Genomic DNA, 15283 nt, shown 5'->3' with positions numbered 1-15283 from the left:
GCTCAGGTCTCGATCGCCATCATCCAGACCCCTGACGGTCGCGCCCTGACCTATCATCCTGGTAAAACGATTATCGAAGGCGTCACGCTGGACCGCGTCCTTCCTGATCGGGTGCTCATTCGCAAAAGCGGGTCGCTGGAAACCCTTATGATGGAAAGCGGTATCGATGCGCTTTCTGTCCTGACCCTTCCTGGCCAGGAGGGCATGGTCGAAGGTGCGCCGCGTCCCACAACGATTTCTCGACAGCAGGCGCCGATCAATCGCGCGCTCCTGGCGTCGCTCGACGTGGCGCCGGTGTTCACAGACGGCGTTCTTGTCGGTTACCGTCTGTCCACGCCGGGCGCGACTGCGGTGCTGTCCGGTTCCGGACTGGAATCCGGTGACATCATCACGGTGCTCGACGGTACGCCCATCCGCGACATCAAGATCGAAAACATCGCCGAACGGCTGTCGAACGCGACCGAGTTGTCCATGACGGTTCAGCGCAATGGCGCCAATGTCCCCGTCACGCTTCGCTTCCCTGAGGGAGAATAGAATGAACGTCCGTTTCGGCCTTTCAGCCATTCTGCTGGCCACGACCGCCCTGCCCGCCTTCGGGCTCGCGGGTGAGTCCGGTCCGAAGGCATCCCTCCATGTGTTGAATTTCGATGATGTCGAATTGAGTTCGCTGGTCGCCGACGTTTCCATCGTCACCGGCTATACGTTCATCGTCCATCCCGATGTCCGCGGCAAACGCGTGACCGTGACCTCGTCGTCCCCGCTGACACGGGAAGGCGTATTTGACGTCTTCCTTTCAACGCTGCGCGTTCACGGTTTCACGGCAGTCCCGGCTGGCAAGGACACCTATCGCATTATCCCCGAACAATCGGCGGTCAGCGAAGCCGGCACGCGGGCTTCCGGCTCGAACAGTTTCGTCACTGAAATCATCCACCTCAACAATTTCAACGCGCTTGAAGCGGCCCAGATGGTAAAACCCCTGGTCGACGCCCAAGGCCAGGTCATTGCAAACCCGCGCTCGAACACACTGGTGATCGTTGATTACCAGTCGAACATGCCGCGAATCCGTCAATTGGTCGCTGGAATAGATGAAGATCGCACCCGTACGGTAACGATCTCTCTCAAGAACATCCCGTCAGGCGAACTCGAATCCATCCTGATGGCCCTTCAAAAGACCGGTGGCGAAGACGCCTACGCGTCAAACTTCCAGGCCATCGCCTCCCAGACCGGCAATGCAATTGTCATCCGCGGTGACGACCTCATGGTCGAGCGCGCACTGAAAGTTGTCGAACAGCTGGATGCGACGGACCGGGTCGAAGACACCCTGCGCGTCATCTCGCTCAATAATGCCGATGCCGCCGATATTGTCCCGATCCTAGAGAAGGTCGCTGGCGCGATGGCGTTCCGGCGCAGCGAAGCAGGCGGTGAAATCATGCCGAGTACAATTGCCTTTCACGGCCCGACGAACTCGCTCGTGATCAATGCACCAAGCGAAACCTTGCTCACCCTTGAACGCGTGATCCAGGACCTGGACAAGCGCCGCGCGCAAGTTCTCGTCGAAGCGATCATCGTCGAAATGTCAGACGACACGGCGCGCGAACTCGGCCTGCAATTCCTGCTCAGCGGCACGGGCAACTCGACGGTGCCATTCGCGTCGACCAATTATTCCCGGTCTGCGCCCAACCTGCTGGCCCTCGCCGGCGCCATCAGCGGCAACACACCGTTCAATAGTGGCGAGACTAACCCGTTTGCAGCATCCGCCGTTACGTCCCTGCTCGGCCTCACTGGCCTCAGCGTCGGTGTTGGCGGCCAAAACGGCGACACGCTTTTCGGGGCCATCCTGACGGCTGTCGAGAACGATACGAATTCCCGTGTTCTTTCCAAGCCATTCAACATGACACTCGACAATGGCACTTCCTCCCTTCTCGTAGGCCAGGAAGTCCCGATCGTCACAGGGGAAGTGCTCGGAGATGGAAACACGAACCCGTTCCGCACCGTCGACCGCAAGGAGATCGGCATCCGGCTAGATGTCACCCCGCGCATCTCCTCCGATGATGCCGTGCGTCTCAAAATCAATCAGGAAGTATCCAGCATTTCCGGGGCGATCAACGTCGCAACGTCCGACCTCATCTTCAACAAGCGCCAGATCACGACAGACGTGCTGGCCGACAGCGGCGAGATAATTGTCATTGGCGGCCTGATTGAACAGTCCGATACGATTGCAAACGAGAAAGTTCCGGTCCTCGGCGACATACCGGTTGCCGGACGCCTGTTTCGCACGGAAGGCAAAGCCACAAAGCGTAGCAATCTGATGGTATTCATCCGCCCCACAGTGATCCGCGATCGCCAGAGCGCGCGCGATGTCACCGCCCGCAGCTATCGTTTCGTCCGCGCCGAAGAACTCTGGAACGGCAAGGACAACAAGGTCAATTCGCTCGACGCCTTTGTCAGCGAAGTGCTAGGGGCGCCCCCACCGCAATAATCCAATGAGCACACACGCCGCATCTTCCCGTCAGTTCACCTATGCCTTCGCCAAGGACAAGGGACTCATCGTGCTGCCTGATCGCGACACGCTGACCGTGGGCGTGCGCACGGGCGCTGATGTCATGTCCCTGATCGAGGCGCGCCGCGCGCTCGGGTGCGCCCACGCGATCGAATCGCTTGATCCGGCCAGCTTCGATCGCGCGCTGACAATCGCGTTCAGCCAGAGCCCCCTCGGCGCAACAGATATTGAAGCCGCCGTCGCTAGCCGGGGCGGACTCGAAAGCCTGATCGACGACATCCCCGAAGCAGCAGACCTGCTCGGCGGCAGCGACGATGCGCCGGTCATCCGCCTGATCAACGGCCTGATATACGAGGCCATGAAGCGCCGCGCATCTGACATTCATATCGATCCGTTCGAGGATAAACTATCCATCAGGTATCGGATCGATGGCGATCTGGTCGAAGTCCTCACGCCACCCCGCAAACTCGCCGCACCGCTTGTGTCGCGCATCAAGGTCATGGCCCGTCTCGACATTGCCGAAAAGCGCTTGCCACAGGATGGCAGAATCTCGCTGCAGGCCGGCGGGCGTTCCATCGACGTTCGCGTCGCCATCCTGCCGACCCGCTTCGGCGAACGCGTCGCCCTGCGTCTCCTCGACACGCAGAACGCCCTGCTCACGCTCGAGCAGCTCGGCATGGATTCCGACACCTACCAGCGCTTCGACAAGGTCCTCGGCCAACCGAACGGCGTGATCCTTGTCACCGGCCCCGTCGGCTCAGGCAAGACAACAACGCTCTACTCGTCAATCTCACGCCTCAACACCGGTAGCGTCAACATCATGACACTCGAAGACCCGGTCGAGTATGGCCTGCCGGGCATCAGCCAGACCCAGATGGATGCCAAGGTCGGCCTCACGTTCGCCCGTGCCCTGCGCAACATCCTGCGTCAGGATTTCAACATCGTCATGGTCGGCGAGATCCGCGACCTCGAAACGGCAGAAGCCGCCTTCGAATTCGCGTCCACGGGGCGTCTCGCCTTCTCGACCCTGCACACTAACAGTGCGGCCGGCGCCATCACTCGCCTGCGCGACATGGGGGTGGAGACCTACCTCATGGCCTCCACCCTGCGCGCCGTCATGGCCCAGCGCCTCGTGCGCAAGCTTTGCGACGTCTGCAGGGAACCAGCAACCGCCGGAGCAGCCGAATACGAGGCGCTGGACCTGCACCCGGCCGAATCCTTCACCCACTACACGCCCAAAGGCTGTATGGCCTGTGGCAATACCGGCTTCCACGGCCGCATCGCGATCTACGAGCTCCTCGTCGTCGACAACGCCGTCCGCAACCTTCTCCACGCCGACGCGACAGAAGACGCGATCGAAGCCGTTGCATTCGCTGACCATCACCGCCTGATCGAGAATGCCCGGCGTTATGTTTTCTCCGGCGAGACCAGCGTGACGGAAGTCCTCCGCGTCTGCCGCAAGGAGGCCCGCGATGGCAGCGTTTGAATATGTTGCCGTTGACAATGGCGGCAAGCGCCTGCGCGGCGTCATCTCTGCCGACAGTCCCCGCGCCGCCCGCAAGGAATTGCGAATGCGCGAACTTATGCCTGTCGACGTCTCTCCGCTCAACGCGAAGACGGCACGTGGCGGCAAGGCTGCCGGTGGCCGTATTTCCGAGAAGGATCGCGCCCTGCTGGCGCGCCAGCTGGCTGTTCTCCTCCAGTCCGGCCTCACCGTCGAACAGGCGCTCACCGCTGCAGCGAGCGATGCCAAGCCTGAAACGGTGGCCATCCTTCACCGCGTCCGCAACGAAGTCACCGAAGGCTCCCGCTTTGCCGACGCGCTCGCAACGGCGCCGCGCGCCTTCCCGCCTCTGTTCAAATCCGTCGTTGCGGCTGGTGAAATGTCGGGCCGGCAGGGCGAAGTCATGGAACGCCTCGCCGTCTACCTTGAGAACACGTGGCGCCTACGCCAGAAGGTCCAGTCCGCGCTGATCTATCCTGCACTACTCGCCACGCTCGCCATCGGCATGGTCATCGCCCTGATGATCCTCGTCGTTCCCCGCCTCGTCGAACAGTTCGACATGTTCGATGCCGACCTGCCCTGGCTGACCCAGCAGGTCATCGCCGTGTCCAATCTCCTGCGCAACTGGGGTTGGCTGATCGCCATCGCGCTGGTTGTCGGCATGGCCCTCCTCACCCGATTCCTGCGCGCGCCTGGCGTCCGCGAGACGCTCGACCGCCTCGTCCTACGGCTGCCCATAATCGGCAACCTGGCCCGCACCGTTTCGGCTGCCCGCTTTGCGCGCATCTTCGCAACACTTTCCTCGTCCGGGGCCACGGTTCTGGAATCCCTTCAGGCGGCGCGCGGCGCCATGTCCAACAGCGTGTTCCGCAAGGCTACAGACGAGATCGCCGTGCGCGTCAGCGAAGGCGGCTCATTCGCCGCCGCGCTCAAGGGCACTGGCGCCTTTCCGCCCATGATGGTCCACATGGTGGCCAGCGGCGAAGCGGGGCGTGACGTGCCCGGCATGATGACGCGCGCGGCAGAATTCCTCGAGGAAGAATTCGAAAATGCCACATCCACCGCCCTCAGCCTGATGGAGCCGATCATCATCGTTGTGCTCGGTGGCCTTGTCGGCATGATCGTTTTGTCGATCATGCTACCCATCATCCAGCTCAATACGCTGGCGCTGCAATAGCGCTGCGGACCCAACAGGAGACCCGAATGACCCAGGCCAAAGACGACCAGAAAGCCGCGCCCCACACCAAGGATGCCGGCTTCTCACTCGTTGAGCTGCTCGTAACCGTGTCGATCATGGCCCTGCTTGCCACAGCGGTCGTGATCTCCGTCGGTCCCGTGCTCGGCAAGTCCCGCATCGACCGCGCCCGCTCGGACATCGCCGCGCTTGAAAGCGGCCTTGAACAATACAGCTTCGACATGTTCAACTATCCCGGCGCCGATACCGGCCTGGCCGCGCTCAAGACGCCTCCCTCCGGCGCGAAAGCCGACCAGTATCGCCCCGGCGGCTACATCAAGCGCGTCCAGCAGGACCCCTGGGGCAATGATTACAATTACACCGCTCCCGGTCCCCGGTCCGCTGGTGCCTATGACGTGTTTTCCGCCGGCCCGGACGCAGAACCCGGCAACGAAGACGATATCGGCAACTGGAACTGACACCTGAAATGACCACCCGTCGCGACCTCCACGCATCCACTGAAGCAGGTATGACCCTGACCGAAGTGCTGGTCGCTGTGTTCATCATGGCGCTCGCTGCCGGCATGGTCACGATGACCATGCGCCCGAAAGCGGATCCACTGGCCGAAGCCGCAACGCGTCTTGAACATGATGTCACCTCGGCGCTCGACCTGGCTCTCGTCACCGGCGTGCCCCAGGGCCTGTCGATCACCGAAGACGGTTACCAGCGGTTCAGCTGGCAGAACCAGGTCTGGACCCCGGCTCCGGGCCGAGCGGTTACGTTCGCACGCAACGTCACTTTCGACACACCCCGCACCCCCTCGCGGACTGTGTCCGACACAGTGACAATCGTCCCGAATGTCGTCCTCGACACGACGGGCACCGTCCAGGGCGAGCCCCTCACACTCATCCACGGTCGCGAGACGATCACGCTGACCATCGCACCCAATGGCCAGGTCATGTGGGAGGCGCCCGATGCCTGACCGCACATCGCAATCCGGTTTCACGCTTGTCGAAGTCCTCGCCGCGCTGGGCGTCTTTTCGATATCGGCCATCGGCCTGATCCATCTCAGCAGCGAAACCACTGTCGGTGCCAAACAGGTCGACCTGCGGGCACTCGCCGAAATCGAGGCTAGCAACCGCATGGCCGACGCCATGACACTACCGCCGCCGCTGCCAACCGGCGTGATCGCCGGTGCGGCCACGCAGCGCGGTCGCACATTTGACTGGAAACGAACGGTTTCCCCCACGCAGGAAGACGGCCTGTTCCTTGTCGATGTGACCGTATTCATGCCGGAAACCGGTCAGGTGCTCGCCCACATTCAGGCCCTGAGGGCGGGCGAATGAAACAGACAGAGGCCGGATTCACACTCATCGAAACCCTCGTCGCGCTCGGCGTTACCGCCATGCTCGCCACGGCGGGAACGCTGATGATGCTGCAGACGCTGCAGGCCAGCCGCGCCATTGATGCGCGCATGGCTGACGTTCGCACGCTGGAGGCCGCCAACGGCCTGCTGCGCGCCGATTTCAGCGAGATGACCCAGCGCCCGTCAGCAGCGCCCGACGACTTCAATCCTCCCGTCGGCTTCACGGGCCGTACAGGCGTTGAAACAGGTGACTTGATCAGCTTCGTTCGTTCCGGCTGGCGCGACCCGCAAGTCGGTGGCGACCGCAGCGATCTCCAGCGCGTGGCCTTTCGACTCGAAGACGGGCAGCTGATCCGCAAGGCTTGGCTGCGGCCAGACCCCGTCCGCGACACGCCCGTTGTGGAACGCGTGCTTCTGGATGGCATATCCGACCTCGAAATCCGCTACCGCCAAAAAGGCGTCTGGTTCGACGAATGGCCTGGCGATGCCAACGGACGGCATCCGGACCTGGTGCAACTCGATCTGGAATTTCCCGACGCGGACCAGCTGACATTACAGTACATGGTGGGGGCCACGCCATGACCCCGGCATCCTCCCCCAAGGACCGCGGCGCCGCACTCTTGTCGATCCTGATGATCGTCGCCGTCATGTCCGTTGCCGCCCTGACCGCCGTCGACGCGCTCGGCCGGTCGATCAGCCTCGCGCGCGTCTCGTCGCAGCGCTCCCAGACCCTGTGGGCGGCGCGCTCGACCGAAGCGATCGGCGCCGTTGCCATTTCGCGCCTCAGGGACCTTGATGACGACGCCCTCCGGCAAGCCCTGGAGACCGGGCAGGCGATCACGCTGCCCTTCGAACGCGGCGTTATCCAGGCAACATTGGCCGACGACTCCAACTGCTTCAACCTCAACTCCATTACCGGAGCAGCCGACGACACCAGCCATATCAGGTTCCAGGCCCTGCTCGAAGCACAAGGCCTGTTCCGGTCGGACGCCCGCGCACTGGCGGAAAGCCTCGCCGACTGGATCGATACCGATTCCAATCCACGCGCGTTCGGAGCGGAGGATGCCTATTACGGGACTCTCGAAACACCCTACCGTGCCGCCAATGCCGGGCTGGTCAACCTGTCCGAACTCCGCGCCATAAAAGGTTTCACGCCAGAAATCATCGAGACAATCCGGCCACTCGTATGCGTCAGGCCTTCGACATTTCAGTCCGCTCTGAATATCGAAACACTGCGCGAATCTGATGCCCCCCTGTTGATCGCGCTTTACTCCGGTGAGCTCAGCATGGAACAGGCGCAATCCGTCATCCGTGCACGGCCGCTGTCTGGCTGGCTGACGCCCGACGCATTCCTGTCAGACAGCGAGATCCAGTCGATTGCCGTCGCCTCCAGAAACGATTCCATGATCGCGCTCCGGCCAACCAGCCTGCGTTTGACAGCGCACATCGTCTCTGGCCCGACGCAGGAAACCCTCCAGCTTACCTATGCAATGGACGACGGCGGCAAGGCCCCCCTCATCCAGCGCATAACGGGAGACTTCTGATGGCCCGGCGCCTCTATGCAATGCTTCCATCACCCGGAGAGCCAATCGAGTTCGCCTTGGCAACCGACAAGGGCATCAGCCTGCTGTCCGCCAGTTCGGCTGACATCGACTCCAGCGACGAGATCGTGGTTTTCGTTCCGGCAACGGAGGTGGGTTGCTTCGACGTCCGTCTTCCCAACCAAGGCGTTACCGAATTACGTCGGTCGGCGGCCTTCGCGCTCGAAGACGACCTCGCGGTCGCGGTCGAAGATGCCCATGTCGCCATCGGACAGCCGCTTCCCGGCGGGTCGCGCCCGGTTCACATCGTTGATCCGGCCTTGATGGAACAATGGGTGTCGATCCTGAATACTGCTGGACTCAAAACGGCTCGCCTCGTCGCTGATGCCTCGGTCCTGCCCGCCACGCCGACCGCCATTGATACCGGGGGCCGCATACTGTTCTCGATCAACGGTCGCCGTTTCGCTGCTGATGCCCAGCTGCCCGACGACGCGCTCAAGGCCCTCATTCAAAAAGCCGATGCCCCCATCTCGGTATCCGGGAGCCAAATCGCGCAGCGGCTTGGTGTGGCCGACGCTCAGTCGTCCTCTCTGCCGCTTCTCGGCCAGCTCGCGCAATGGGCAGAGAATGGCCCGCCACTAACAGACCTGCGCCAGGGCGCCTTCGTCAGCCGACGGCAAGCAGAAATCCGGATCGGCGCATGGCGTCCGGCACTCATTCTTGCCGCCGCTGCGACCGTCACGTTCCTGTCCGTTATCGCCCTCGAAACACACGCCCTGTCGCGCCTCGCCACCGCGCTCGACAGTCAGGCCCGCGCCACCTACGCAGCGGCCTTCCCGGGCGCGCCCATACCTGCGAACCTTGCATCGGCCGTCCGGAGCCAGAACACCGCACCTGTCGCAAACCGGCTCCCCTTCCTCGAAGCGACAGCTCTCCTCTACGAAGCCGTTCCAGTCGATAGCGGCATCTCGATCCAGAGCCTGCGATATGATCGTGCGACCGGTCGCCTGCTCGCCAACATGGTCTACCCCAACTATGGCAGCGATGCCGACCTGAAGAACGCCCTCGAAGCGAACGGCATCGCCGTGTCACTTGGCGATTCCCGCCAGCAGGACGGACAGGTTCTCGGCGACCTCACACTGGAGGCGGCACGATGATCGAATGGTGGGACAAGCTCAGCCTGCGCGAACGCGCACTCGTCGGAGCAGCCGCAGCATTGCTCGCACTTATCGTGCTGCTTCAATTCATTCTGTTTCCGCTTCTGGCCAATCGCGCCACCGCCAGCCTCCGGGCTGAACAGGCATCGCGCACGCTGGACCTCATGACCTCTCGCGGACTCTCTCCAACAGCCGACGCCAGCGCATCCTCTGGTGTCGCACTCGACGCTGACGCCCGGCGACGCACCATTCTCGATGCTGCGACGCGTCGCGGGCTCGCGATCGCGCGCGTACAAGTCAGCGCCGACGGCGTGGTAACCGTGCAGGTCGATGATACCAATGTCGAGAATGTCTTTGCCTGGTTGTTCGAACTGCGCAGCAGCGCCGGGCTCGAGTCCAGCAAGGCGACAATCACTCAGGCAGGTTCCGGCCTTGTTCGTTCAAGCTTTGAATTCGGGGGCATGCCGGCCGGATGAAGCGTCTCACACTCATCCTTGTATTCGTCGCTGCGCTTGCGTTCGGCATTTTGTCCGGCGTGCCGCTGTCATTCATGATGCGCAATGCAGGTCTCGTCGATCAGGGCGTCAGCTGGCAACAGGCACGCGGCACCATCTGGCACGGGCAGGTCACCGGGCTCGGATATCGTGGACAACCTGTTGGCGCGCTCGACGTCACATCGTCTCCATTTTCCCTGCTCTCAGGTGCCATCGTATCCGACGTGAAATGGGTCGGCCAGCCCGGCCGCGGGCGCGGCAATATCAAACTGTCGGGATCGTCCATGAACCTGTCCGGATTCGCTGCCGAACTAGATATCAGCCGCCTGAGCGGCATTCATCCTGAACTGCGCCGGGTCGGCGGCGTTATGAAATTGTCCAATGCCGCAGCCCACGTCGACAGCGCCGGCACGTGTAAATCAGCTAGCGGCGCAGCCCAACTGGATCTCGTCCGTCGGCTCGGCATCCAATACGGCCGCGACTGGCCCATGCTTGCAGGCGCGCCAACCTGCAATGACGGAAACCTTGAATTACCGCTCACCGGCGACGGTCCCAATGGCGAACGATTTGAAATCACCTTGCGCGCGCGTCCCGATGGACGCACCGGCATGGACGTTCATGTCGAACGCCTCGATGCTCAGGCAACCGCCGCCCTCACGGCAATGGGCTTCACAAAAACCGGAAATGGCTACACGCTGGGCCCGGAAGCCACTCTGGCCGAAGGTAACTGAATATGCGCCATTCACATTCCATCTGTTTCGCAACTCTGTTGATGTCGATTGCCATGTTGCCGGCCTGCGCAAGTAAACCTGCGCCCGCTCAAACCGTCACATCGGCAGCCAACGTAATTGCGAGGACCGGCGAGCTGCCGTCCCAGACGCTCGCGCCGGGCGCCTGCGGCCTGTTCCTGTGGACACAATCTGCTCCCGTCCGCTTCGTCTTCTTCGCCGAAGCGGGATCGGACAAGGCGGTCATGAACATTGGGGGCACCCAATCCCCGCTCGAACTTACGGCCTCTCGCGGCGCGCTTTTTGGCCAGTTCATGACCCAGATGACCTACCGTTCGCCTGACGGCAATGTCGGCCTGAGCTTCAAGCCCGGCGAGCTGCTCGATGGCGGCCAGCGGATCGAGGACGGGCGGTTGTCGCTCGTGAGCAAGGACGGCTGGGAAACCATGATTCCGGTCCTGGGACTCAGTGCCTGCCAGCCCGAGTCTCGGTGATCCGCGCCCCAATCACAATCAGTGACTGCCCCGACCTGAAACACATTTCAGGTTAGGATTTTCTGGCCCCTTCAAGCTTCACAATCGGAAAAGCCGATACACGTCAAGCGCCGCCGCCCAAGGCTTCGGCGCCGATTTTACGACTCCAATTGCGCTCCAAGCCGCGATCAGCTCAAAATCTGTAAAACAACAAAACTTTGTTGTTTATCGTGTATCTCTTATTGTTTTTCAACAATTTTGATGTTATCCAGACTCATCACGGCGCGGAGAAGCTCGTGCAAGCTCACGCCAGCGCCATCAAAGATCACAATGGGTATCTGAACCATGAACTATGCTGAAACTGACCAGAATCCGCCGTTCAGGCTTGGCCTTCTTGTCAAGCGGATCCTGTTCCTGGCCTTGCCCGTTTTCGTGCTGATCGGCTCGGTCGGCGGCTTTGTCGCCATGGGGGCATTGAAGCCTGCACCCGAAGAGAAGACCGAAATCATCGAGGCCCTCCCCGTGCTCACCACTGTGGCACGCTCCAAACCTGTTTCGATCAAGGTTCACGGTCAGGGCGAAGTCAAAGCCCGTTCCGAAGTCATGCTCGCCTCCGAGATCAGCGGCCGTGTGGCCTATGTCTCCCCCAAATTCCTGGCAGGCGGGCAATTTGAGCGCGGCGAAACTCTTGTCCGCCTCGAGTCCCGGGAATACGAACTCGGTATCGTCCAGGCCGAATCCGCTGTGGCGCAAGCCCATACGGCACTCCTCCAGGAAATCTCCGAAGGCCAGATTGCCAGCCAGGGCGCCGAACAGCTCGGGCTGGACCAGGTGTCCGATTTGACGCTTCGCCATCCGCAGCGCGCCCAGGCCGAGGCCCAGCTAGCCTCCGCGCAGGCGCGGCTCGACGACACCCGGCTCCAGCTGTCACGCACACGTATCCTCGCCCCCTTCGCAGGCCGCGTGCGGGAGAGATCAGTCAATATCGGCGCCTATGTCTCGCCCGGTGCCCGCCTCGGCGAAATCTATGCCAGTGACGTTGTCGATATCGCCATCGCCCTGACTGATTCAGACCTCGCAAATCTCGGTCTCGGCATTGGATTTTCCGAAACGCCGGCCCGTAAGGGCCCGCCCGTCACGCTGTCGGCCACCGTCGCTGGTGTGCCGCACACTTGGTCCGGCCGCATTACACGCACCGCCAGTGGCTTCGATCCGGAAACCCGCGTTCTCTTCGCCTATGTCGAAGTCACGGACCCCTATGGCAAAGGCGCCGACAATGGCACGCCCCTCGCCACTGGCCTTTATGTTGATGCCGAGATCGACGGGCGCACACTGGCCGACAGCGTCGTCCTCCCGCGCACCGCGCTTCGCGGCAAGGACAGTGTCTATGTCGCCCGAGAGGACGACACGCTCGAGGTTCGCCCGGTCGAAGTTGCCTTTTCCGAACGTGAACGCCTCATTCTCACGTCCGGCGTAAGCGCTGGCGAACGCGTTGTGACATCGCCTGTCCGCGCGGCATCCGACGGCATGAAAATCAAACCTGTCGACCGGCTCGAAACCGCTTTTGCGGCCGGCGCCAATGCGGTTGAAGAATAGAAGGATCCGAGGGCATGTCGGCAATCATCCGCTGGTGGGCAAGCAACAAGGTCGCAGCAAACCTGCTGATGATCGCGATCATACTCGGTGGCATTGTCGCCTTCATCAAGATGGAGCGCGAACTTGAACCCTATGTCGAATTCCCGGGCGCTCAGATTTCCGTCGTCTGGCGCGGCGCGTCTCCGCAGGACATCGAGGAACAGATCACCGTCCGCATGGAAGAAGCCGTCAGCACGGTCGAAGGAATCAAGGAACTCCGGTCTGTTTCCAGCGAAGGGGTCGGCCGCCTCATCGTCATCGGCAACCAGGATCTCGACGAAGGCAAGTTCCTTCAGGACCTCAAACGCCAGATCGACGCCGTCAGCTCCTTTCCGGCCGCCGCTGAACCACCGCAGCTGAACGTCTTCCGCAGCCGAGACGAGATCCTCCGCCTCGCCATGTCCGGCGACGAGACGGTCAGCGAGCAGGACCTCAAGCACTTCGCCGAGGCCACCCGCCGCGAGATCGGACTGCTAGGCTATGTCCCGTCCGTCGAACTCTTCGGCGTGCGGAACGAAGAAATTTCCATCGAGGTCTCCGAAGAAGCGCTCCGCCGCTATGGCGTCAGCCTGTCTGACGTCGCCGCTGCTGTCGGCGGCACATCCGTCAACATTTCCGCCGGGAATGTCCGCAGCGATGGTGGCAACGTCCAGCTGCGCACCCGCTCGCAGGCCGATACGCAGGCCGAGTTCGAAAACATTATCGTCAAGCAGATGCCCAATGGGGCCATCGTGCGGGTCTCCGACATGGCAACCGTCATCGACGGGTTTGAAGAGGTCAACCTCCTCGCCACGGTCAATGGACAGCGCACGATCTTGGTCCAGGTCATGAGCGGCCCGAAGATGAACATCGTGAAGATGTCACAAAATGTGAATGCGTATTTCGATGAAGCGGTCAAACACCTTCCGCCCGGCGTCTCGATGACGATCTGGCAGGACTCCGCTATCGACTATATGAGCCGCATCCGCCTGATCGGAACCAATTTCCTGACCGGCCTGTTCCTGGTCCTGGTCACGCTGCTGCTCTTCCTGCGTCCTGCCATCGCCATCTGGGTTGCCATCGGCATCGGCACGGCCTTCGCAGGCGGTCTCGCGCTCCTGCCCATGGCGGACGTCTCGTTCAACATGATCTCGACCTTCGCCTTCCTGCTCGTCATCGGCGTGATCGTGGACGACGCGATCATCGTGGGTGAAGCCATCCACTCGCGCACGGAAGATGGCGAGGAAGGCCTCGTCGCGGCGGTGAACGGCACGACCATGGTCATCAAGCCCGTCATTTTCGCGGTCTTCACCACGATGATATTCTTCGCGCCCTGGATGTACCTTTCCGGCGGCACCAGTGAATTTACGCGCTCCATCTCACTCGTCGTGATTTTCGCCCTCCTGTTCTCGCTGATCGAAGCCCTGCTAATCCTCCCGGCTCACCTGTCCCATCTCAAAGCGGTAAATCCGGAAACTCGCATTGCCCGCTTCCAGGCGTCCATCGCAAACAGCATCGTCTGGATCGCTCGTCGTCTATACCGCCCCCTCTTGCTCCGTGCACTGCGCCACCGCTATCTCACGGCATCCATTTTCATCGGCGGCATGATCCTGTCCGTTGGCCTGCTCACCAACGGTCTTGTGAAAACCGTCTTCTTCCCCGAAACCGAGTCTGACCAGATCGAAGTCTCCGTCGAAATGCCGGAAGGCACGCCCTATTCCCGGTCGCTCGAAGTGCTTGCGCAGATTCAGGCCGGTGAAAAGGCACTTGAGGACGAGGTCAACGCATCCACCAATGGTGAAGGCGAGCTGATCGAGAACTGGTACACCCGTTCACGCGACAATAATATTTTGGCCCTCGTCAAACTCGTGCCGCCAGAAACGCGCACACTCACAGCCAAGGAAACGGCCGAGCGCCTCCGCGTCCTGATCGGCGAAGTCCCGGACGCCGAGACGATCACGGTCAATTACCGGAACACCGACAATGATCCGCCGATACAGTACATGCTGAACTCGACCGATCTCGACGCGCTCAACGCGGCAGCCGAAGACCTCATGGCCAAGCTGCGCTCCTATGATGGCGTCTACAATGTCGTGAACGACGTGCAGAGCGCGACCGACGAGATCCAGTTCGACCTGAAGCCCGGTGCCGAATCCCTCGGCATCACGACGGCTGATGTCGCCCGCCAGGTGCGTCAGGGATTCTATGGCGAAGAAGTCCAGCGCCTGCCCCGCGACGGCGAGGATGTCCGCGTCTTCGTACGTTATCCGCGCACCGACCGGGAATCGCTCGACTTCCTGAACAATATTCGCGTCCGCACTGCCGATGGCCGAGAACTGCCCCTCTATGCGGTCGCCGACATACGCTTCGAAAAGGGCATATCCCAGATCAAACGTCGCGAACGCCGCCGGGCCATCGTGGTCAGTGCCGAAATCGTGGCCGAGCGCATCACGGAAATCCGTGGTGATCTCAACTACGATTTCTTCAACGATTTCGACAAGGCCCATCCCCTGGTCCGGCGCGGCAGCATCGGCCGAGCACAGGGCGAGGCGGAATTCATGGCTGAGATCATGACCTTCCTGCTGATTGCGATCGGCGTCGCCTACTTCCTTGTCGCCGTAGCCTTCAAATCCTATGCCGAACCGATCCTGATCCTTCTGGCCGCCATCCCGTTCTGTTTCACGGGCGCCATGGTCGGACATCTCGTCATGGGCTTCCCGCTCAGTATCCTG

Annotated in this window: 15 protein-coding genes; all 15 read left to right on the top strand. The window is 61.7% G+C overall.

What is annotated here, in order from left to right; all coding sequences use genetic code 11:
• The coding region (locus ACESNB_RS04275) for a type II secretion system protein N (protein ID WP_373004337.1) at positions 1-534 on the top strand (534 nt) is incomplete at its 5' end.
• Position 535: 1 nt separating this feature from the next.
• Positions 536-2479 (top strand): type II secretion system secretin GspD, encoded by a 1944-nt coding sequence (gene gspD / locus ACESNB_RS04270; RefSeq protein ID WP_373004334.1) that lies wholly within the window; start codon positions 536-538, stop codon positions 2477-2479.
• Positions 2480-2483: 4 nt separating this feature from the next.
• Complete coding sequence (locus ACESNB_RS04265; RefSeq protein WP_373004331.1) at positions 2484-3986, top strand: GspE/PulE family protein; 1503 nt, start codon at positions 2484-2486, stop codon at positions 3984-3986.
• A complete protein-coding gene (gene gspF, locus ACESNB_RS04260) occupies positions 3973-5181 on the top strand; it encodes a type II secretion system inner membrane protein GspF (protein WP_373004328.1) in 1209 nt (402 codons plus the stop codon). Before ACESNB_RS04265 ends, gspF begins: the two co-directional genes overlap by 14 nt.
• A gap of 26 nt (positions 5182-5207) precedes the next feature.
• Positions 5208-5657: a type II secretion system major pseudopilin GspG gene (gspG, locus tag ACESNB_RS04255; protein ID WP_373004325.1), complete on the top strand. Its 450-nt coding sequence runs from the start codon at positions 5208-5210 to the stop codon at positions 5655-5657.
• 8 nt (positions 5658-5665) lie between these two features.
• Positions 5666-6160, top strand: a complete 495-nt coding sequence (locus ACESNB_RS04250; protein WP_373004322.1) for a prepilin-type N-terminal cleavage/methylation domain-containing protein — start codon at positions 5666-5668, stop codon at positions 6158-6160.
• The gene (gene gspI / locus ACESNB_RS04245) at positions 6153-6524 is read left to right on the top strand and encodes a type II secretion system minor pseudopilin GspI (protein ID WP_373004319.1); all 372 of its coding nucleotides are present in this window, start codon (positions 6153-6155) and stop codon (positions 6522-6524) included. The genes ACESNB_RS04250 and gspI overlap by 8 nt, the downstream gene beginning before the upstream one ends.
• Entirely contained in the window at positions 6521-7126 is a 606-nt protein-coding gene (gene gspJ / locus ACESNB_RS04240; protein WP_373004316.1) for a type II secretion system minor pseudopilin GspJ, read from the top strand. The genes gspI and gspJ overlap by 4 nt, the downstream gene beginning before the upstream one ends.
• Positions 7123-8088, top strand: coding sequence for a type II secretion system minor pseudopilin GspK (gene gspK, locus ACESNB_RS04235; protein ID WP_373004313.1), 966 nt, complete (start codon positions 7123-7125; stop codon positions 8086-8088). Before gspJ ends, gspK begins: the two co-directional genes overlap by 4 nt.
• Complete coding sequence (gspL, locus tag ACESNB_RS04230; protein ID WP_373004310.1) at positions 8088-9242, top strand: type II secretion system protein GspL; 1155 nt, start codon at positions 8088-8090, stop codon at positions 9240-9242. The genes gspK and gspL overlap by 1 nt, the downstream gene beginning before the upstream one ends.
• On the top strand, positions 9239-9718 hold the full coding sequence (gene gspM / locus ACESNB_RS04225; RefSeq protein ID WP_373004307.1) for a type II secretion system protein GspM: 480 nt from the start codon (positions 9239-9241) through the stop codon (positions 9716-9718). The genes gspL and gspM overlap by 4 nt, the downstream gene beginning before the upstream one ends.
• Positions 9715-10467, top strand: a complete 753-nt coding sequence (gene gspN / locus ACESNB_RS04220) for a type II secretion system protein N (protein WP_373004304.1) — start codon at positions 9715-9717, stop codon at positions 10465-10467. Before gspM ends, gspN begins: the two co-directional genes overlap by 4 nt.
• 2 nt (positions 10468-10469) lie before the next feature.
• Positions 10470-10958 carry a hypothetical protein gene (locus ACESNB_RS04215; protein ID WP_373004301.1) on the top strand — a complete coding sequence of 163 codons (489 nt, stop codon included), beginning with the start codon at positions 10470-10472 and terminating at the stop codon, positions 10956-10958.
• A gap of 324 nt (positions 10959-11282) precedes the next feature.
• A complete protein-coding gene (locus ACESNB_RS04210) occupies positions 11283-12533 on the top strand; it encodes an efflux RND transporter periplasmic adaptor subunit (protein ID WP_373004299.1) in 1251 nt (416 codons plus the stop codon).
• A 14-nt stretch (positions 12534-12547) separates the two neighbouring features.
• A partial coding sequence (locus ACESNB_RS04205; protein WP_373004296.1) for an efflux RND transporter permease subunit occupies positions 12548-15283 on the top strand: 2736 nt, incomplete at its 3' end.

The sequence above is a fragment of the Hyphomonas sp. genome, from assembly GCF_041689225.1.
In the GTDB taxonomy this organism is placed as follows: Bacteria; Pseudomonadota; Alphaproteobacteria; order Caulobacterales; family Hyphomonadaceae; genus Hyphomonas.
This window is presented reverse-complemented; position numbering and strand designations above follow the sequence as displayed.

What these genes read in the sequence shown, in the direction of transcription:
- ACESNB_RS04265 (WP_373004331.1), top strand. Translation starts at nt 2,484, where the DNA reads ATGAGCACACACGCCGCATCTTCCCGTCAGTTCACCTATGCCTTCGCC.
- gspI (WP_373004319.1), top strand. Translation starts at nt 6,153, where the DNA reads ATGCCTGACCGCACATCGCAATCCGGTTTCACGCTTGTCGAAGTCCTC.
- ACESNB_RS04250 (WP_373004322.1), top strand. Translation starts at nt 5,666, where the DNA reads ATGACCACCCGTCGCGACCTCCACGCATCCACTGAAGCAGGTATGACC.
- gspK (WP_373004313.1), top strand. Translation starts at nt 7,123, where the DNA reads ATGACCCCGGCATCCTCCCCCAAGGACCGCGGCGCCGCACTCTTGTCG.
- gspJ (WP_373004316.1), top strand. Translation starts at nt 6,521, where the DNA reads ATGAAACAGACAGAGGCCGGATTCACACTCATCGAAACCCTCGTCGCG.
- ACESNB_RS04210 (WP_373004299.1), top strand. Translation starts at nt 11,283, where the DNA reads ATGAACTATGCTGAAACTGACCAGAATCCGCCGTTCAGGCTTGGCCTT.
- gspD (WP_373004334.1), top strand. Translation starts at nt 536, where the DNA reads ATGAACGTCCGTTTCGGCCTTTCAGCCATTCTGCTGGCCACGACCGCC.
- gspL (WP_373004310.1), top strand. Translation starts at nt 8,088, where the DNA reads ATGGCCCGGCGCCTCTATGCAATGCTTCCATCACCCGGAGAGCCAATC.
- ACESNB_RS04215 (WP_373004301.1), top strand. Translation starts at nt 10,470, where the DNA reads ATGCGCCATTCACATTCCATCTGTTTCGCAACTCTGTTGATGTCGATT.
- gspN (WP_373004304.1), top strand. Translation starts at nt 9,715, where the DNA reads ATGAAGCGTCTCACACTCATCCTTGTATTCGTCGCTGCGCTTGCGTTC.
- gspF (WP_373004328.1), top strand. Translation starts at nt 3,973, where the DNA reads ATGGCAGCGTTTGAATATGTTGCCGTTGACAATGGCGGCAAGCGCCTG.
- gspM (WP_373004307.1), top strand. Translation starts at nt 9,239, where the DNA reads ATGATCGAATGGTGGGACAAGCTCAGCCTGCGCGAACGCGCACTCGTC.
- gspG (WP_373004325.1), top strand. Translation starts at nt 5,208, where the DNA reads ATGACCCAGGCCAAAGACGACCAGAAAGCCGCGCCCCACACCAAGGAT.